The organism is Emcibacter sp., assembly GCF_048269205.1.
Lineage (GTDB): Bacteria > Pseudomonadota > Alphaproteobacteria > Sphingomonadales > Emcibacteraceae > Emcibacter.
This window is the reverse complement of the sequence record NZ_JBLXJC010000001.1, coordinates 1,282,113-1,300,853: the sequence shown is the minus strand read 5'-3', so window position 1 is coordinate 1,300,853 and position 18,741 is coordinate 1,282,113. Positions and strand designations below refer to the sequence as shown.

The following is an 18,741-nucleotide window of genomic DNA, read 5'->3' as shown; positions in this document are numbered from 1 at the left end:
TGAAACAACTGGCGCTATGCGGCAACCGTTTTCCCGGAAGATCCCATCTTGGTAATAAAGTAATCCAGGTTTTCCGGATCAACATCATTCTCACAGTAGGTCAGAACACGTTCCAGCATCCTGCTGCGGAACCGTTCACGATCTTCCCCGGCGCTAACTGACATGTCATCGGCCACATCAAGGGCAGCCTTGGCCAGCGGAAGCAGCTCTCCTGGCAGACTTGCCTGGCTGAAAACAGCCGTAATACCAAGATCACCACGATCATGAAGCAGTTTGTAGGCATTGCTGACTGGAATATTGCAGAGTTTCGCCACTGCGGCTTCAAAGAAGACCAGGTCGCCCATGCACAGTGCCCGCATAATCAGTGTCGGCGTCAGACGGCCGTTACTATACAGCTGGTCCACAAGCTGGCGTACATCCATCACATCGGCACCGGAATCCAGCAGGCTGACCGTCGCCCGCTCCCGGGCGCTCAAGAACAGGTCCATTACGATATCCGGTGACATTTCATGATGTGTCACAAGATGATCCCTGACTTTTTCGGATACCAGACTGACCAGCCGTTCAGCCACCTTGATTGGCAGCTGGCCACGTTTGGCCATGGGGGCATTTATCTTCTCGCTTTCACCAAACTTGTCCAGGACTTTGTCCATGGTGCCTTCGGAAAGATCGGCGCTTTCGTTGGACACCAGAGTAGCAACCACATCTTCATCTGCACTAGTTTCAACGATGGCTTCGGCGACATCGGATGACAGATTTTCACGACGGGCAACCGCTTTCTGGCCTTCAGCACTGCTATTAGCAATAATTTCCTTGAGATCCTCGTCGGTCAGCACTTCCGAGAATTCCAGAATTGGCAGAGAAACCTCGGTAACATCATTTGCCAGGGAAAGGGCAACCTCACGCGGGATTTCCGGGTTATCCATCAGGCTGGCTGAAAGCGCCACGCGCACGCGGACCTCCGCATCTTTTACCATTGCCTTGAAGATATCTTCAGCTATCTTTTTTTCTTCCGGTGACAGGTTACCTTCCGAAAAATGCTTGCTGACTTTTTCCGCCGCTTCAGCGCGATGATCGGGAGACGGATCCTGAAGGAGTTTTAAGACGTCAGTCTGGCTGAGAGTATTCGTCATTGAATCCTATGCCTTTGTTTCTTGAATGTAATCATTCCCGTATATTCGTCCACGGCCATTTTCCACAGTATCGACATTCCGGGGTGCAATAATCCCTTTATTTCTGAACTACACGCTGTCATTTTCAACAAAAGTAGTTAAACTGACGTTAATATTCGACATAAGTTCGAAAAATCAGAACGACAACAGTTTTCAGGGGATGAAAATGAAGAGAAAAACCAGCCGAGACATCTTATCTGCACTCATTTTACTTTCGTCAGTGATAGTTACATCTTCAGCCCAGGCTCTTTCCCTGGATACAGATAAGATCGATAAGGCTATCAACGGGGCTATTGCACCGTTCACGGACACATTTTCCAACTTCATCTTTTATCCCATCACCATCGCCGGCCAGGAACTGCCCTGGATTGTGGTCTGGCTGGCCACGGCGGCCATCGGTTTCACACTCTATTTCCGATTTATCAACTTCAGGGGATTTGGCCTGGCCATCCGCATTGTACGTGGTGATTATACAAAGAAATCCGATGCGGGCGAAGTAAGCCATTTCCAGGCCCTGACCGCCGCTCTTTCGGGCACTGTTGGGCTCGGCAATATTGCTGGGGTCGGCGTTGCCATCAGCCTGGGCGGCCCGGGCGCCACTTTCTGGATGATCCTTGTCGGGCTTTTCAGCATGACGTCCAAGTTCGCCGAGTGCACCCTTGGGGTAAAATATCGGGAAATCGACGAACATGGTGTGGTTTCGGGCGGCCCCATGTATTACCTGAAAAAAGGGCTGGCAGAAAAGGGCTTGCCCCGGCTGGGCGCCATCCTGGCCACTATTTTTGCCATCTGCTGTATTCTTGGGGCCTTTGGTGCCGGAAATATTTTCCAGGTCAGCCAGTCCCTCTCGCAGATCAAGCTGGTGACCGGCGGCCAGGAAAGTTTCCTACACAATAACGGCTGGATATACGGCGTTGCCGTTTCCATTTTCGTGGGCGTTGTCATTATTGGCGGCATTCGGTCAATTGCGTCGGTAACTTCAAAACTTGTTCCGTTCATGTGCGGTATATATATGCTGGCGGCCTTTGGTGTGCTGTTCGCCGATTTCAGCCAGATTCCGGCAGCTTTCAACGCCATTATCAAGGGTGCCTTCGCGCCTGAAGCCAGCATTGGCGGGGTCATCGCCGTGATGATCCAGGGGATGAGACGAGCCACCTTCTCCAACGAAGCCGGTATCGGATCAGCAGCTATTGCCCATTCCGCGGTTAAAACAGAAGAACCGGTTACCGAAGGCCTTGTGGCGCTCCTCGAACCCTTTATCGACACTGTGGTCGTCTGTACGACCACAGCGCTGGTTATCATTATCACAGGTGCGTATCTTTCAGGCGATGCTTCCGGCATCGTCCTGACCTCCAATGCCTTTACTTCTGTCTATCCCAGTTTTGACAAGGCCCTGGCTGTTATCGCCTTCCTCTTTGCCATTTCCACGACCATTACCTGGGCCTATTATGGACAGAAGTCATGGAACTTTTTATTCGGCGATAACAAAATCATCGACATAACCTACAAGCTTATTTTCTGTGCCGTGGCCATCATCGGATCAACAATGCCCCTGGGCAAGATCGTTGACTTCGGTGACGCTGCGCTCTTTTCCATGGCCATTCCCAATATTATTGGTGTCGTTATTCTGGCGCCTGTTGTAAAACAGGAAATCAATTCCTATCTTGAGCGTATAAAAAGCGGAGAGATAGCCCCCGTGACAGCGGAGGATAAAGGCTGAATTTATAGCAAAAAAAGAGATTTTTAATACCCAAAAGGACCATACTATGAAATCACTTTTGAAACTTATACTCGCATCTTCAATTGGCATGGCTGTTGCTAGTGTAGCCAATGCTGAAGGCGATGCCGCCCTCGGACAGAAAACATTTAAGAAGAAATGTTCCGCTTGTCACACGGTGGACAAAGGCGGAAAGAAAAAAGTCGGCCCCAACCTCTATGACATTGTTGGACGCGCCGCCGGTACCTCCGAAGGTTTCAAATATTCAAAAGACATGGCGGCCTCCGGCCTGACCTGGGATGAAGAAACCCTGGACAAATATCTGACCAAACCCAAGGCTGTCGTGCCCAAAACCAAAATGATTTTTGCCGGCCTGAAGAAGGAAGACGACAGAAAAGACCTGATCGCCTATCTGAAAACATTGGCCGACTGAGCCGCATAACGATCTTTAAAATGGGTGCTTTTTCAGAGAAGCGCCCATTTTTTGACATTTTGACACAAGAGAATGCTTGATTGATTGAGCAATGGGCATAACATTGGTGATCAGTCAGAAAACAAAACGACTTTAGGGCCGCTTGACATGTATACCGCTTCAAAAGCAATCACGGAAAAACCATTCCTGTCTTTCAGGAAGATGATCCTCGCATTTTCCCTTCTCCTTTTCATCGGCGCCCTCTTCGCCATGCAGCCTCTCATGGCTGCAGAGGAAGCAACGCCGAACCAGAGCGAAGAGGAACAGGCAAAGGGTAGGCATTTTATCGATGTTACCTCCCGCAGGGCCCTTGATGTACTGAATAAAAAAGATGTTCTGACCCAGGAAGAACTGGAATCTGAATTCAGGGTTATCCTGACCGATTCCTTCGCTATCGACTATATTGGCAAACTGGTCCTGGGCCGGCACCGGAAAACGGCGACAAAGGAAGAACTGGAAACCTATTACGATCTGTTTCCCGATTTCCTGATAAAGGTCTATGCCTCCCGCCTGACAAAACTGGACACCACCGAGATCAATATCGAGCGGATAATTCCCCACGGCAAAAAAGACATGTTCGTCCGTACAAAAGTATTGGGTGAAAACAACGAAGTCTATGACGTCGACTGGCGCATCCGTCCGTTCAAAGACGTCGATTACCAGATCATTGACGTGAAAATCGAAGGCATCAGCATGGCCCGGACCCAGCGGGATGATTTTACTTCCCGCGTCTCTGAAAGCAAAGTATCCGGCCTAATCCAATACATGAGGAATATCATTGAAGGTGTTGAAGAAGCAGAGCCTTTAGAGATCGAAAAAGACGGAAAATCCGACAAAAAGAACGATATCGACAATTAGTCACACATAGTGATCATACCTGACGAGCACGGCAGGTCAGCTGAAGCTGGCCTGCCGTATTGTTTATGGCGGCTATACAGGCTTCGGCCCGGTCCGGATCGACAGATATGGCAAAGGTGGTGTGATAGGCCATGGTTCCATCCTTACCGATACGCCGGGTGGAATGCATGCGCACCACATTGGCGTCATAGTCGATGAAGGCTTCTGCCAGCCGGGCTATCAGGCCGGGCTGGTCCCCTCCACCGACTTCAATGAGATGTGTGACTTCAGATGAATTGTCCTGATCGAGCGGGAAACGGAAATCGGTAACAAGACAGTCGGCATGTTCCAGACAATCAAGCGACTGCAGTTCGCTCTGCAGAAACCGGCTCGAAATGCCCCTCGGCAATTCGGCGACACAGGAAAATTCACAGCCCTTGCCCAAAACCGCAAAGGATGTATCCGCCAGATTAACCCCAAGATCAAACAGACGACCGGCAACGGCCGCCACAAGACCAACCTGGTCAGGACTGACAATGGAGATGAGCACCGTGTGATTTGCAGTATTTGACATGTTGCGCTTTGTCCAGAATAGCTATATTACAATGTTTCGTTATTCACAAAAAAATAACCGATTAGTTGCTATTCTGCCAACAATGATTTCAGGATCATCGATTGCAGACAAGACACACCCCAATTGCAGCAGGTAATAACATGTCAGAACAGCTCTTACATCTCGTCTTCGGTGGCAAAGTCAAAGACCCCACCGGACTGGAATTTGAAAATACCGACGAACTGGATATTGTCGGCATTTATCCCAACTACAAAGAAGCAAAGAATGCCTGGAAAGGCGCCAGCCAGGCAAAAGTTGACGACGCCCTCACCAAATATGTTGTTGTGCATCTCCACAGACTTCTGGAACCCGAAACCAAATAGATTATATGCGCCGGATTAGTTGAAGTAACTATCTATCTCCTGATCCAGGCTTTCTTTTCGGGTAACATATACTCCCAGACGTCCTTCCAGAATCTCCCGCGCCTCGTCCCTGTTTCTCGGGCGAATGTGTTTTAGTAACACTCTTGCGATGCGGCGGGCGGTCTCCGGGTCATGAATGAGTTCCGGAACAATTGATTCCATCAGTGATAACCTCCATATGAAATTTGTCGAGGTTTGTTGTATACTCCCCTACTGTGACCATGAGATTGAGCTAATATGACGTTAGGGTGACAGATACCGGTATAGATATCCGGAAGGGACAAGACAGAGGCAGCCAGATGGGCAAAAGCAGAAAAAGCCGAACAATATATGCCATACTGGGGTTTCTTTGCAGCAAACCCCGATCCGGTTACGACATCAAAAAAGCCATAGAAAAAAGCGTCGGCTTTTTCTGGAGTGAAAGTTACGGCCAGATCTATCCCATGCTGAAAAAGCTCGAGGAAGATGAGCTGGCGGTAAAGTTTGAAGACGATACACCGTCAAGCCGCAGACGCCAGCGTTACGCCATCACCGACAAGGGACGCAGGGAACTCGCCCGGTGGATAGAAGAGGATGCCGACTATCGCGGGTTTCGCAACGAGCTTCTGCTGAAACTTTTTTTCGGCAGCACTGTTGATACGGCAATCAGTATCCATCATCTGCAGGATTTTATCGCCCACGAACAAAACCGGCTGGAAATGTTTGAGGGCTTTCATGCCACCCTGCCCCGGGACCCCGGCGAGATGACCCCCTCGGTCGCCTTTCTTGCCGCTACCTTGAACTATGGCCTCTCGGGCACACAACATAACATCCAGTGGGCAGAAGAAACTATTGAACTGCTGAAAAATGTAATCGAACAGTAACTGCTTTTGCACTTGAGTCCGGCAGGTCATTGCTGTATTTTCCCAATAATGTATCTGTAAGATATATTAAAGGAGAATTTTCATGTCCCTGCCCAAACTTCTTGAGAACAATCTGACACTGCCTGTCGTCTGTTCCCCCATGTTTATCATTTCAAATCCGGATCTTGTGATTGAACAATGCAAGGCTGGTCTGGTCGGCTCATTTCCGGCACTCAATGCCCGTCCGGCCCATGTCCTGGATGAATGGCTGACCCGGATCAAATCTGAACTGGCAGAACATCAGGCTGCAAATCCCGACAAAAGAGTGGCCCCCTTTGCCGTCAACCAGATTGTACATCAGTCGAATGATCGCCTCGAACATGACCTGAAGCTGTGTATCAAACACGAGGTGCCCATCATCATCACCAGCCTCAGGGCCCCCAATGACCTCGTCGAACCCGTACATGATTACGGCGGACTGGTGTTTCATGACGTGATTAATCTTCGACATGCCCGCAAAGCGGCAGAAGCCGGGGTGGACGGACTTATTCTTGTCTGCTCAGGTGCAGGTGGCCATGCCGGCGGGCTCAGCCCCTTTGCGCTGGTGCAGGAAGTTCGGGAATTCTTCGACGGTACAATTCTTCTGGCCGGCTCAATCAGTACCGGGCGTTCCGTTCTGGCCGCCCAGGCCATCGGGGCAGATCTGGCCTATATGGGCACCCGTTTTATCGCCACAAAAGAAGCGAATGCAGACCCCGCCTATAAACAGATGCTGGTTGATCACGCGGCAAGCGATATCGTCTATTCCTCGCTTTTCACCGGTGTACACGGCAACTATCTTAAGCCCAGCATCACCCGTGCCGGCCTTGACCCCGACAACCTGCCGGAAGCGGACAAGTCGAAAATGGATTTCGGCAACGCCGACGCGAAGGCCTGGCGGGATATCTGGGGTGCCGGACAGGGCCTGGGTAGCATCAAGGATGCGCCAGGCACTGCCGAACTTGTTTCGAGACTGAGAAAAGAATATCAGGAGGCCAAAGCCGACCTCCTGAAGGTCTCAGATTACCTGTAACATGGCCGCCACCAGCGGGTGGCGGACAATGTCCTTGTCCGCCAGCCTGATTACGGCCACGTCATCAAGAGAGGAAAGCCTGTCAGAAATGTCGGCAAGACCGGACAGCCCGTCAAGCAAGTCAGTCTGGGCCGGGTCTCCGGTCATAACCATGGTGGACTGCCATCCCAGACGGGTCAGCAGCATCTTGATCTGCCCGTAAGTACAGTTCTGCGCTTCGTCCACGACGATGAAGGCGTTGTTGAGGGTTCGTCCGCGCATATAGGCTACAGGGGCGATTTCAATGGTACCGTCATGCAGGTATTTTTTAAGGTTTTTCAATCCCATCCTGTCAGCCAGGGCATCATAGAGAGGCCGCAGATAGGGCGCCAGTTTCTCGTCGACCGCACCGGGCAGATAGCCAAGGTTTTCTCCCGCCTCGACCGCTGGACGACATAACAGGATTTTTGAAACTTCTCCGGCCTCCAGGGCCTCCACAGCCTTGGCAACGGCGATATAGGTTTTACCGGTTCCGGCAGGCCCCACTGAAAGAACTACATTGTGTTCCTCAATCGCCTTTATCAATTGTGCCTGATTGTCGCTCTGTGGTTTTATTTTCCTGACGTATTTCCTGTCTCTTTTGCCTTCCTCGGCCGATAGCGGATCCCAGCCTCCATCGCGATATAAGGGACGAATATTCGAGGAATGAATATTCTGGTTTTCTGCAGAATTGTAGGTGCGTCTGGATTTTTTACCCATTACAGTCTCCATAAGTAAGATGGACAGGAAATACGCTCTTCACAACAACAAAAAACGCCTTCCCGGCAGGGAAGGCGTTTGATTTGCATTTTCTGGCAACAGAAAGGTATTCAGATTTTCGATCTGGGTCGGTTGTTCCCGCTCGCGGTAACTTCACTCTGAACCATCCTTTCTCAAAGATTCGTTACATAGATAGTAATCTTTCAGAACAGGAATGTAAAATCTTTCTGCAGCGCGTCATAAATATTTCTTTTATGACACCCGGTTATCAGAACAGGTAACCGAAGCCGACACCGACGATCCAGGGATTGATGTCCACCCCGTCAGCCGTCACAGCGCCACCGGCAATGCTGACGTCTGTATCAAGCCACAGTTTTTTCACATCAATGTTGAGATACCAGCTATCCTTGATTTTGTAATCAAGACCGGCCTGCAGCGCCCAGCCGAAACCATCGGAATAGTCGATTGTGGTAAATCCCAGTCCATCAAGAGCGGCGGAAGTATTCTCGCTGTAGAAGAAGGTGTAGTTCACACCTGCCCCGACGTAGGGGCTGAAATCTTCCTGGGGCGCGAAGTGATACTGCACAGTCAGGGTCGGAGGCAGAAGCCAGACACTGCCAAGTTCTACATCACCTGCAGCACTTCCATTAACAACTGGATGGTGCTTGGTTGTAGCCGCAATGAGCTCCAGACCGATATTGTCGGTAACAAAATAGGTAAAGTCCAGTTCAGGCACGACGGAATTGTCGATATCAACTTCACCACCGATGGAAGTCGTACCGCCAGCGTCAGGTGCAATGAGAATACCGCGCGCGCGGACCATCCAGTCACCTTTTTCCTTCGCATCGGCGACACCGGTCATCAGGGTGGCGCCAGCCAGCCCTGCAAGACAGTAAGTTGCAAGAAGTTTTGTTTTCATGGTGTTTCCTCTTTAGTCAATATTGGGAAATAAATACCCTCAGTTACTGACGCAATTTTAATGAATAAACACCCGTTTGAAATTGATATAGATCAGATTTTAAAAAGAAAATTCAAACACTTGCATGAGCGTAAAACCATTCGGTCACCTTGTCGGCTTCCATCGGGCGACTGATATAATACCCCTGTGCCTGATCGCAACTCAGCTTTGCCAGCAGTTCAAGCTGTTCTATATCCTCGACCCCTTCGGCAATCACCTTGAGATCGAAACTATGTCCCATTCTGATGATCGCTTCAATCAGGGACTGGGATTCCCGTTCCTCCATCATCCCCTGGACAAAAGCCCTGTCTATTTTGAGTTTATCAACCGGGAGACGCGGCAGATAGGACAGGGAAGAATAGCCGGTTCCAAAATCATCAATGGAAAGCATGATCCCGAGATCGGCGAGCCCGTTGAGGGTGCCCAAAACTTCCTCGGTCTTGCTCATGACAATACCTTCCGTAATCTCAAGTTCCAGAAACTCCGGTGCAAGGGAAGCTTCCTCCAGGCACTCGCGGACAAAATCAACAATCCGATTGTCGTGGAAATGGAGTGGAGAAATATTCACGGATACCGGAAAGGGCGGCAAGCCCCTCGCCTGCCATAGTTTGGCCTGTACACAGGCTTCCGGCAACAACTGCTCGGTCAGGGGAATAATCTGTTTCGACCATTCGGCAAGAGGAATGAATTCACCGGGCGAAACGGATCCACGTTCCGGGTGATTCCAGCGCATCAGAGCCTCCATACCGCAAATCTGACGGGTTGCAAGATCAATCTGCGGCTGATAATGCAGCAGGAACTGGCTGGATTCCATATTCTCGCGAATATCGGACAGCAATGTATTCCGGTCCACCAGTTGTGCCTGCATCTCGCTGTCGAAGACCATGACCTGGCTGCCACCTTCTTCCTTGGCTTTATGCAGCGCAATGCCCGCATTGCGCACCATATGTTCGGCAGACCCCGTGTCCAGCGGATGATAGGTTATGCCAATGGACAGCTCTACCGGGATCTGGGCCCCTTCGATATTGACAGCTTTTCTGGCATTGTCCCGGATATTGCGGGCTTCGGCTACAATTTCGTCAATGCTGCCGTAGCAGTCGCCGGTAATAGCAAACTCGTCACCCCCAAGACGGGCCAGAAACTCGTCCGGGCGCATATAGGACCTGAGAACCTCGCCAAGCCGGACGATGACGTTATCTCCCACGGCATGACCGAAGACATCATTGATGTTTTTAAAATTGTCGATATTCACCAGAATGACACTGACAATACTTTCACTGTCCTTCGACTGCAGAAGTTTCTTTTTCAGTTCCCTCCTGAACATCATCCGGTTTGGCAGATTGGTCAATGAATCAAGCTGGGCCATTTTCACAAGCGCATCCGTACTGGCCTGGGCTCGATGCGTCATATCCGAGAAACTCAGTATTGTTTCCCCGTCAGCCAGGAAATCAGCTCGCATGTCATAGACGCGACCATCGCTAAAATCGACCTGCTTATGGAAACTTCCGTCTATTCTTTTCTCCTCCAGCTCCTGGAGCTTGTCCTCCACCACGTTTTTTATCTCGTTGGCCGGCAGGCCTTCCCTTTTCATGGGCCAGCCGGATAACTCTCGGAGATTTACCCCCATTTTCAGAACATGATCCGGGAAGTCGAAAATTTTCTGATAGGCTTTATTCCAGATAATCAGATCAAAATTCCTGTCGAACATGGCAAGGCCCGCCCCCATACGGTCGACAAGATGATGAAGGCTCTCTATGGACTTGTAATGGTTCCCATAGACTTCGGAAATTTCATTCACCAATTCCTTGTTCTTGCGCTGGAGGGTGACAGACTTGACAAATACTTTGTTGAGCTGATCTCCCGTATATCCCAGAATAAGCACGAAAATGATGCAGGCCAGGGCAAATGTATAGTGATAGGTCTCTCCCGAACTGATGAAATAAATCAACACCGGGATACTGCATGGCACCATAAAGGCCCAGACTGCCGCCCGGTGCGTCACACCGACCAGAACTGTTGCCGCGGAAACCCCCGCCAGCATTCCCATGATCAGAAACGGGTTAACAATATCCGGATTCAGCTTCGTAAAGAAAATAGCTGAGCCCCAGACAAACCCAGCCATGGAAATTGACAAGATGTAAAGTCCCAGCAACAGAGTACTGTTTTTTTCATAGTCCAGTCGTTTCGCGAGGAAAAACATGATCAGGCGAGGCACCATGCTGACAGCAAGAGCACCATACCAGGCAACTGCAAAATTTAGCGGTACCCGGCCCCATAACATCCAGAGAAAAACAAGGCCCAGCGAAAGCGCAGCAACCACATTGGGAATCGCAACGTTGTGAAAAGTTCTCACCTGTTCGGTACACAGCCTGGATCGGCTGTCGGAAGACATATGAATCATACTGTCCTCCGTCCCATCTTCCAACACGTCAGGGGTTATACCAACAAGTGGTTTCATAAATTTGGTTCGTCTGTTTTTCTAGATTAAGATTGTATATAAAACTGAATTCGTAAATAAATTAAAAAGATACACCGAAATAGTACATCAATTGTTCGCAGGCTTCAACTGACTGACCACACAGGATTTTTCCCTGGAATTGTTACCGTTTGTTTTTTTACGACCCGCGTGTAAAATGACCCCGGAGGATAGACCCAATATGTTGACACAAGATCAGCTCACCCTGACAAATATACGCGCAGAACTGGACAGGATCAGCAAGGAAATGATTGAGCTGATCCAGAAATACAGCCTTGATGCCAGTTCCTCCCTTGAAATCATCATGGTGGCCAGAGAAAGAATCTCGGAACAGCAAGACTATATCCGCTTTCTTGAGCTGTCGTTAGAGGGCAGAATATATGGCGAGGCTGCCGAGATGCTGGAAAAAGCGATCGTATCTGACGAAGATTACAAGACAACTCACTAAGCCCTGCTACCGAGCTGAACGGTTTTCAACAACGTATAGACTGCTCCCGTTTCCAGGGTAATGCTTTCATAAAGCCCCATTGTTCTCACTTGCTGCCTGAGAGAAAAGTTCACACTGGAAAGTTGATCCGGTGAAATTCTCTCCTGCTTTAGACGGGCCAGGGTGACATGGGGCATGTATTCTCTTTGATCCAATCCCTCTATATCCAACGAGGCCAGACTCCGGGCGAGGTCCAGCTGCAAATTCCGAAGGGAGTCATTTTCGCGAACCATCGCCATCAGAACCCCTTTTTGCCAGTTATTGCGAGTGGTCTGAAGGCCTTCGATCACAATATCAAAGGACTGGTGTCGTGGGGCAACTTCTGTCATGGTCGCGGCAATCCGGCTTGCATCTTCCGCGCTTTGCCTACCCAAAAAAACAAGGGTCACATGCAGATTCTCGGGACGCATCCAGCGGACACCTTCAAAGGCCTTATCCCTCTTCAGTTCGATACAGGCACCGCCCAGCGCTTTGACGACTGCTTCATCTGGACGAAGAGCCATGAAAAGACGCTGATAAGCCTTGCCATTCTCCCTGCCATTCATCTTCGTTTTTTCCCGGACATATCATGCAAAATCAAAAAACTCCCCGGATAATAACCGCAAATATCCGGCCCGGCATATTTATTTATATGGCCGCCATCGCTGGTGAAGGACATGAAGAAAAAATCATCACAGAAAACCTTACTCCCGCTTTCTTTATTTGCATTTTAATTTATTCGCTATATCTTAATCTCGTAAAGGTTGTTTGCTTCCCTGATCGTAAGATACTGTGGGAGTCGTACGGGAGGTTATTTTTGGCGTTCAGGATTTTTTCTATTATCAGCCTGTTTTTTATGCCTTTTTCTCTAACCATGGTAAAAGCAGAAGAATTATCGGTTGTTACAATTCAATTGGGTCCGGGACTGCAGGAACCCGGCGAAATCGGATTATATGATACCATTTTCAATGCTGTAACCGAAAAAGCCCAAGTACACGGTAATTTACAGATACATCCATTATCTCGTGCACTTCGCATCTTTGAAGAGAAAAAAGCCTCCTGTTTCTGGACCGCAGATGAAAAACTCGCCAAGCAATTGACCAATGTTGGTGATGATCTTCTCGAAGGGCTCCCTTTTCTCAAGGCAAGACAAAGGATTGTTACACTTGAAGGGCAACCGGTCATCATTTCAGTTTCACAGCTGTCGGGAAAAAATGTTGCGGTGACAAGAGGGTCAAATATCCGGGACTTGCTGGAAAATGCCGATGTTAATGTGATTGCTGTACCCGAGCAGGAGCATAAAGTCAGAATGCTGCTAAGGGGGCGCCTGGATGCCATCCTGACCTGGACACCAGATATCTATGTCATTCTGGAGAAACTGGCTCCCGGAACGAAGATCAATGTTTCTCCGTTAGTTTTTACAACCACTCAAGTCCGGCTCGTATGCCATAAATCTCCGGAAACGGTATCCGCCATGAAGAAAATAGACCAGGCGATTGCCTCATACAGGGGATCACAAAACTTTCTGGATATATTCAGAAAATTTGGCGTCCCGGAGGGTGGTCTGGATGATATCACTCTTCTGAATAGCCAGGAAGAAATCCTACGTCCCTACGCAACCAGGTCGACACAAGAACATATCGTCGTTCCTGCGTCGAATGATCTTCAGCTCCGGTAACTACCAGATACAAAAGCAAAGATTTATTAAGTTACCTCAACCTTGATAGACTTTTCCTGTTCCAGTTAATCACTGTGCAATCCCGGCATAAAGGACGGTTTACAGAGAAATGAGAAAGACACAAAAAATTCCATACGGCTCTCTGAGACAAGTAATATTCTGTGGTATTTTTATAGCTTCGGGAATCACAGCTGCCGCAGCAAATGACGTCACAACGGAAATGGACGAGATTTTCGTCTCCGGGACACTGCGGGAAGAACTTCTCAGTGAGACAGAACTCTCTGTAACAGCCCTGGACGGAAATACAGTCGAGGCCGCTTCACTGGAAAATATCATTGATATGGCCTATTTTTCCCCCGGGCTGGTGATCACATCCTATAATCCCACCTCTCCGCAGGTCTATATCCGTGGTGTCGGCACCAATGCCAGTTCTGTCGGTGACGAAAGTTCCGTCAGCCTGTATCAGGATGGGGTGTTTTCCGGCCGGGCCGGCGCTTTCAGCACTGATTTCTTTGACATTGAGCGCATTGAGGTTCTAAAAGGCCCACAGGGTACCTTTCATGGCCGCAATTCAGTCGGCGGCGTTATCCAGATCCTGACAAAGGATCCGACGATGGAGAAAACTGCTTCGGTTCTAGCGGGTTACGGCGAACATAACCTTTGGGAACTCAAGGGGCATCTCAATGCTCCCTTGTCCAATAAAGTTGCCGCCCGCATGGCCTTTTCCTATCGCAACGCAGACGGCTATACACCCAACCTTCAGACAGGCAACATACTGAAAGACAAGGATAACCTGGGCACCCGCTTGAAAGTTGCCGTCGATCTATCGGACGATACCCGGCTGTTGATCAGTGCCGACTATGCCCGCGATGACCTCCTTGGGCCGGCAGCCCGTACCGTGGCAGGATTTGAAGACTTCTTCGGTTTTCCGCCAGTGGTGGAAGCAGACGAACACAATGTGTCACTTTTTACCGATGGATATTCCCGGCGGGACATCTGGGGCACCAACATTACCCTCAGCAAAGACCTCCCTTCTGCCCTCTTCACTTCCCAGAGCGCCTACAGGGGCTATGACTTTTCCTTCGCCGATGATCTTCTCGGCACACATATTGCCGATACACTGGGCCTTGGTCTGGTTAACGAGGTTGAGGAAAATTCCTGGCACGTTTCCCAGAAATTTCAGTTGCAGTCAGAGACAGATACCCGGCTGGACTGGCTTGTCGGTGCCTATTATTTCCATGAGCAAACCGAGAGGACGGAAATCTTTGATTCCTCCCGGGTCTATGACCTGAGCGGATTCCCTGGCCTGCTTTCCAGACCTGTCTGGGATGCCAGGAATAAAACTGACAGCATTTCCGTTTACGGGGATGTTTCCTACAGGCTGAAACCCCGGCTAAAGTTGTCCCTGGGCGCCAGGTATACATGGGATAAAAAGTCCTTTTCTGTTGATGCCACAGCCCCCGATCTTCTGGGGTTTCTGGCCGAGGAATACCAAGTCTCCGGCAATAAAAGCTGGTCCAATTTCTCTCCGAGGATTGCCCTGTCCTACCACTTTACAAAAGAACTGATGCTCTATGGCTCCATCGCCCAGGGATACAAGGCCGGCGGTTTTAACGGTATCGCCCCCAATGCTGATCAGGCCTCCATTCCTTTCAACCCGGAAACGGCAACCAATTACGAAATTGGCCTGAAATGGCGGCACCCTGAAGGTATTTTACATTTCAATGCCGCCGCGTTCTATCTGGATTACAAAGACCTGCAGACATTTTTCGGCAGTGGAAGCGGTTTCCTGACCGTCACGTCCAACGCCAGAAGTTATGGCATTGAAGTCGATGGCGCCTGGTCACCGGCAGAAAATATGGAAATCAGTTTCAGTTACGGCTGGCTTGACGGCCGTTTCAAAACATTCGCCCCACAACCGGATTTTGCCAATAACCGCCTGCCACGGGCCCCGGTTCATTCAGTTCAGCTCTCCCTGCTCTACTCAGTGGAAATCGGATCCGACTGGACCGCCGGATTTCGCCTGGACGGCACCTACCAGAGCAGCTATTTCTTCTCCACCGCCAACAATCCCTTCAGCGGGGATGACGGGCATGTGCTGCTTAATGGCCGGATTGATCTGTCCAACACACAGGATTGGACCATATCGCTATGGGGTAAAAACCTGACCAATGCCATCTATCCCCTGCATGCCTTCAACTTTGCCAGCCTCGGCCAGGTAAGTTTTCCGGTTCTGGCAGAAGACCGTACCTTTGGCATTCAGGTCTCCAAAAGCTTTTGAGATCACCCGATCCGGAGAACCTTGGCGCCCTTGATATGTTTTTCTTTCATTTCCACAAGGGCGATATTGGCCTCTTCGAGAGCATATTCCCGGACTTCCGGTTTCAGAGGAACTTCGGCGGCAAGCTTCAGGAAATCACTCACATCCTCACGGGTGATATTGGCAACCGACTTGATTTCCTTTTCCATCCACAGGTGTTCGGGATATTCCAGCCGTAATAGCGCTTCCTTGTCCCCGGATTCCTTGCGAATGGCGTTGATGACGAGACGCCCTCCCGGTTCCAGATTCTGCAGGGCCCCCACGATCGGCAACCAGGCCGGTGTGGTGTCGATGATGGCATGGAGCGGCTCCGGCGCCATATCCATCGTATCCCCTGCCCAGTGGGCGCCAAGTTGCAGGGCAAACTTCCTTTCCGCCTCCTGACGGGCAAACACAAAGACTTTCACCTGCGGGTAGTGATGGCGAACCAGCTGCAACACAAGATGCGCAGAAGCGCCAAAACCGGTCAATCCCAGGTTCTGGCCGTCAAGCAAGCCTGTCAGCCGCAGGGAACGATAGCCAATGGCGCCGGCACATAGAAGCGGCGCGGCCTCGGCATCAGTAAATACCTCGGGTATGGGATAAGCAAAGCTTGCGGGCACACTCATCAATTCAGCATAGCCGCCATTGGCATCCCGTCCGGTCGCCTGGAAGTCGGGGCAGAGATTTTCCTCGCCCCGTTCACAAAAACGGCAATGGCCGCAGGAGGAATATATCCAGGCCACGCCAACCCGTTCCCCGATTTCCAAACCGGAGATGCCTTCCCCTAAGGCTTCAATGTGGCCAACCACCTGATGCCCCGGAATCACCGGCAGGTTGGGCGGCGGTGTGCGGCCTTCTATTTCATCCAGTTCGGTATGACAAACGCCACAGGTACTGACCCGGATCAGGACTTCCCCGTGACCGGCTACAGGATCAGGGAGTTCCACAAGGTCCAGTGGGGTTTTGTTGTCCTCAAGTGAGGTTAAAGAGTTCAATATCATGGCCCGCATAGAGAGCATTGTAACCGAATTCAACGATCAATAAATCGATTAATAGCGGCTTTAAAATTTCTAGTGACTGTAAAATTTCTGGTAACTGTCAGACCGTCACCTCCAGAACGGCGCGGGAAGCTCGTTATTGAGGGTTTGATCCACAATATCTTTCAAATGGATGATAGCCTGCTCCACAATCTTGGGCTTGATCTGGTCCCGCCAGGCCACATGCACCGGAAAGGGGAACTCGGGCATATCCGGAACAAAGAAAAGCAGCCCATCATCGGCAAAAGGATCTACCAGCCGTTTAGGCAGAAAAGCGCTTCCACCAATATTCAGAAGATAATTCAAGGTGATAGGCCCAAGATTGAAGGTCATCCTCGGATGATGATAATCCGGGAACTGTGTGGCATGAAATGCTGTAAATTCCTCCCCCCAGTCCACAAAAACATACTTATCATCTATTTCCGTGGTTAAAGGGTCAGTGGTCACGAACACCATGGTATCTTCGAACAAGGTTTCCACATTTATTCCCGGACGCACCTGGGGCGTGTACATGACAGCCATGTCAACGATTCCCTCAATCATTTGACGGGTGATCCGGTCTGGGCGGGCGACTTCTGCCCGAAAGGCAATATCAGGCATATGATCTGCCATAAGGGGGAGCCAGCGAATAAGTAGCCTGTTCCACAGACTATATTCACCGGCAATCACCAAAACATCCCGATATCCTTCGGGAACCGCAACTTGTTGCTTTGCTTCTTCCCAGACCTGTAGGATACTTTGCGCATATCGTTGGAATTGATGGCCTGCAGGTGTTAACTTAATACCTGTTTTACTGCGAACAAATACTTTTCGTCCCAGTTGTTCTTCCAGGGACTTAACTCGCAAACTCACGGCAGACTGGGAAACGTATAATTTATCAGCAGCTGCCGCAAAGCTGTCCGACGCCACGACTTCAAGAAAAGTTTTCACAAGTGTTATGTCCATAATCTGGTTTTATATCAAATAAATCCAAAATGCATAAGTAAAACTCACTTTATCCTTGAAAATAACGCGTTTGACTAATGGATGTATTTTAATTGAATATAACCCCTGAACATTCTTACGAGACCAAAGGAAAGAAGATGAAAATCGGTATTTTGTCCCGGAATCCCAACCTCTACTCCACGAAGCGCCTGATCGAGGCTGCCAAGGAACGGGGCCACGAAGTCAAGGTTGTGGATATTCTGAACTGCTACATGAATATCACGGCAAACGATCCCACCGTATATTACAAGCGGGGTGGCACCAAACAGAGACTTGACTTCAATGCGGTGATTCCACGTATCGGCGCATCCGTTACAGCCTATGGTACGGCTGTATTGCGTCAGTTCGAGGTTGGCGGAGTTTATTCTGTCAATGAATCCATCGCCATCGCCCGCTCCCGGGACAAGCTTCGCGCTCACCAGCTCCTGGCCCGGAGAGGTGTTGGCATGCCGAAAACAAGTTATGCACACTCTGCCAACGCCACAGAAGATCTTATCGAGTTTGTCGGCGGGGCGCCTTTGATCGTCAAGGTCATTGAAAGTACCCATGGTGCTGGTGTCATCATGGCCGAAACCGCGAAAGCAGCCGAAGGCGTGATCAATGCCTTCCGCGGGCTGGATGCGAACTTCCTGGTTCAGGAATTTATCGCAGAAGCCGGCGGGGCGGATATTCGCTGTTTTGTCATTGGTGACAAAGTTGTCGCCGCCATGAAACGGCAGGCTGCAGAGGGTGAATTCCGATCCAACCTTCATATGGGTGGGTCTGCAACGCTGGTGAAACTGAAACCGGAAGAGCGGGCGATCGCTGTAAAAGCCGCCAGGGTTATTGGCCTGGACGTGGCGGGTGTGGACATCATTCGTTCCGCACATGGCCCACTCGTTCTGGAAGTCAACTCCTCCCCAGGCCTGAAAGGTATCGAACAGGCAACCAACAAGGATGTTGCCGGCGCGATCATTGACTATATCGTCAAGGATTCCCAAAAGGGACCCAATAAAATGAAGGGCAAGGGATAATT

At 50.1% G+C, this 18,741-nt stretch carries 19 protein-coding genes; 10 read left to right on the top strand and 9 right to left on the bottom strand.

Going from position 1 to position 18,741, the window contains the following annotated elements; all coding sequences use genetic code 11:
• Window positions 1-14 precede the first annotated feature (14 nt).
• A complete protein-coding gene (locus ACN0YD_RS06065; protein ID WP_417317833.1) occupies window positions 15-1,133 on the bottom strand; it encodes a DUF2336 domain-containing protein in 1,119 nt (372 codons plus the stop codon).
• Window positions 1,134-1,338: 205 nt separating this feature from the next.
• Here ACN0YD_RS06065 and ACN0YD_RS06060 point away from each other — a divergent pair, with 205 nt between their 5' ends.
• The 3 genes from ACN0YD_RS06060 (at window position 1,339) to ACN0YD_RS06050 (ending at window position 4,219) form a co-directional block, all read left to right on the top strand.
• Window positions 1,339-2,892: an alanine/glycine:cation symporter family protein gene (locus tag ACN0YD_RS06060; RefSeq protein WP_417317831.1), complete on the top strand. Its 1,554-nt coding sequence runs from the start codon at window positions 1,339-1,341 to the stop codon at window positions 2,890-2,892.
• Window positions 2,893-2,938: 46 nt separating this feature from the next.
• Window positions 2,939-3,322, top strand: coding sequence for a c-type cytochrome (locus tag ACN0YD_RS06055; RefSeq protein WP_417317829.1), 384 nt, complete (start codon window positions 2,939-2,941; stop codon window positions 3,320-3,322).
• Window positions 3,323-3,523: 201 nt separating this feature from the next.
• Window positions 3,524-4,219, top strand: a complete 696-nt coding sequence (locus ACN0YD_RS06050) for an MlaC/ttg2D family ABC transporter substrate-binding protein (protein ID WP_417317827.1) — start codon at window positions 3,524-3,526, stop codon at window positions 4,217-4,219.
• Between the two features lie 13 nt (window positions 4,220-4,232).
• On the opposite strand, the gene ACN0YD_RS06045 is transcribed toward ACN0YD_RS06050, so the two are convergent.
• Window positions 4,233-4,772 carry a glycine cleavage system protein R gene (locus ACN0YD_RS06045; RefSeq protein ID WP_417317825.1) on the bottom strand — a complete coding sequence of 180 codons (540 nt, stop codon included), beginning with the start codon at window positions 4,770-4,772 and terminating at the stop codon, window positions 4,233-4,235.
• Between the two features lie 140 nt (window positions 4,773-4,912).
• Between ACN0YD_RS06045 and ACN0YD_RS06040 the strand changes: the two genes are divergently transcribed.
• A complete protein-coding gene (locus tag ACN0YD_RS06040; protein ID WP_417317823.1) occupies window positions 4,913-5,134 on the top strand; it encodes a DUF4170 domain-containing protein in 222 nt (73 codons plus the stop codon).
• Window positions 5,135-5,149: 15 nt separating this feature from the next.
• On the opposite strand, the gene ACN0YD_RS06035 is transcribed toward ACN0YD_RS06040, so the two are convergent.
• Window positions 5,150-5,335 carry a hypothetical protein gene (locus tag ACN0YD_RS06035; RefSeq protein ID WP_417317821.1) on the bottom strand — a complete coding sequence of 62 codons (186 nt, stop codon included), beginning with the start codon at window positions 5,333-5,335 and terminating at the stop codon, window positions 5,150-5,152.
• Window positions 5,336-5,472: 137 nt separating this feature from the next.
• Here ACN0YD_RS06035 and ACN0YD_RS06030 point away from each other — a divergent pair, with 137 nt between their 5' ends.
• Together ACN0YD_RS06030 and ACN0YD_RS06025 are read left to right on the top strand one after the other, a co-directional pair.
• Window positions 5,473-6,036: a PadR family transcriptional regulator gene (locus tag ACN0YD_RS06030; protein ID WP_417317819.1), complete on the top strand. Its 564-nt coding sequence runs from the start codon at window positions 5,473-5,475 to the stop codon at window positions 6,034-6,036.
• Between the two features lie 82 nt (window positions 6,037-6,118).
• Window positions 6,119-7,087 carry an NAD(P)H-dependent flavin oxidoreductase gene (locus tag ACN0YD_RS06025; RefSeq protein WP_417317817.1) on the top strand — a complete coding sequence of 323 codons (969 nt, stop codon included), beginning with the start codon at window positions 6,119-6,121 and terminating at the stop codon, window positions 7,085-7,087.
• Here ACN0YD_RS06025 and ACN0YD_RS06020 read toward each other — a convergent pair.
• The 3 genes from ACN0YD_RS06020 to ACN0YD_RS06010 form a co-directional block, all read right to left on the bottom strand.
• Window positions 7,073-7,825: a PhoH family protein gene (locus tag ACN0YD_RS06020; RefSeq protein WP_417317815.1), complete on the bottom strand. Its 753-nt coding sequence runs from the start codon at window positions 7,823-7,825 to the stop codon at window positions 7,073-7,075. The genes ACN0YD_RS06025 and ACN0YD_RS06020 overlap by 15 nt on opposite strands.
• Window positions 7,826-8,093: 268 nt before the next feature.
• Complete coding sequence (locus tag ACN0YD_RS06015) at window positions 8,094-8,744, bottom strand: OmpW/AlkL family protein (protein ID WP_417317813.1); 651 nt, start codon at window positions 8,742-8,744, stop codon at window positions 8,094-8,096.
• A gap of 112 nt (window positions 8,745-8,856) precedes the next feature.
• Window positions 8,857-11,184 carry an EAL domain-containing protein gene (locus ACN0YD_RS06010; protein WP_417317811.1) on the bottom strand — a complete coding sequence of 776 codons (2,328 nt, stop codon included), beginning with the start codon at window positions 11,182-11,184 and terminating at the stop codon, window positions 8,857-8,859.
• Between the two features lie 256 nt (window positions 11,185-11,440).
• On the opposite strand from ACN0YD_RS06010, the gene ACN0YD_RS06005 reads away from it, so the two are divergent.
• Window positions 11,441-11,707 (top strand): hypothetical protein, encoded by a 267-nt coding sequence (locus ACN0YD_RS06005; RefSeq protein WP_417317810.1) that lies wholly within the window; start codon window positions 11,441-11,443, stop codon window positions 11,705-11,707.
• On the opposite strand, the gene thpR is transcribed toward ACN0YD_RS06005, so the two are convergent.
• Window positions 11,704-12,291 (bottom strand): RNA 2',3'-cyclic phosphodiesterase, encoded by a 588-nt coding sequence (gene thpR, locus ACN0YD_RS06000; RefSeq protein WP_417317808.1) that lies wholly within the window; start codon window positions 12,289-12,291, stop codon window positions 11,704-11,706. The genes ACN0YD_RS06005 and thpR overlap by 4 nt on opposite strands.
• Window positions 12,292-12,314: 23 nt before the next feature.
• Here thpR and ACN0YD_RS05995 point away from each other — a divergent pair, with 23 nt between their 5' ends.
• Window positions 12,315-13,403, top strand: coding sequence for a substrate-binding periplasmic protein (locus tag ACN0YD_RS05995; protein WP_417317806.1), 1,089 nt, complete (start codon window positions 12,315-12,317; stop codon window positions 13,401-13,403).
• 220 nt (window positions 13,404-13,623) lie between these two features.
• Window positions 13,624-15,684 (top strand): TonB-dependent receptor, encoded by a 2,061-nt coding sequence (locus ACN0YD_RS05990; protein WP_417317804.1) that lies wholly within the window; start codon window positions 13,624-13,626, stop codon window positions 15,682-15,684.
• 2 nt (window positions 15,685-15,686) lie between these two features.
• Here the strand turns inward: ACN0YD_RS05990 and ACN0YD_RS05985 are convergent, their stop codons facing one another.
• Both ACN0YD_RS05985 and ACN0YD_RS05980 read right to left on the bottom strand, forming a co-directional pair.
• Window positions 15,687-16,715, bottom strand: coding sequence for a zinc-dependent alcohol dehydrogenase family protein (locus ACN0YD_RS05985; protein WP_417318857.1), 1,029 nt, complete (start codon window positions 16,713-16,715; stop codon window positions 15,687-15,689).
• A 96-nt stretch (window positions 16,716-16,811) separates the two neighbouring features.
• A complete protein-coding gene (locus ACN0YD_RS05980) occupies window positions 16,812-17,687 on the bottom strand; it encodes a LysR family transcriptional regulator (RefSeq protein WP_417317802.1) in 876 nt (291 codons plus the stop codon).
• 137 nt (window positions 17,688-17,824) lie between these two features.
• Here ACN0YD_RS05980 and rimK point away from each other — a divergent pair, with 137 nt between their 5' ends.
• A complete protein-coding gene (gene rimK / locus ACN0YD_RS05975; protein ID WP_417317800.1) occupies window positions 17,825-18,739 on the top strand; it encodes a 30S ribosomal protein S6--L-glutamate ligase in 915 nt (304 codons plus the stop codon).
• Window positions 18,740-18,741 lie beyond the last annotated feature (2 nt).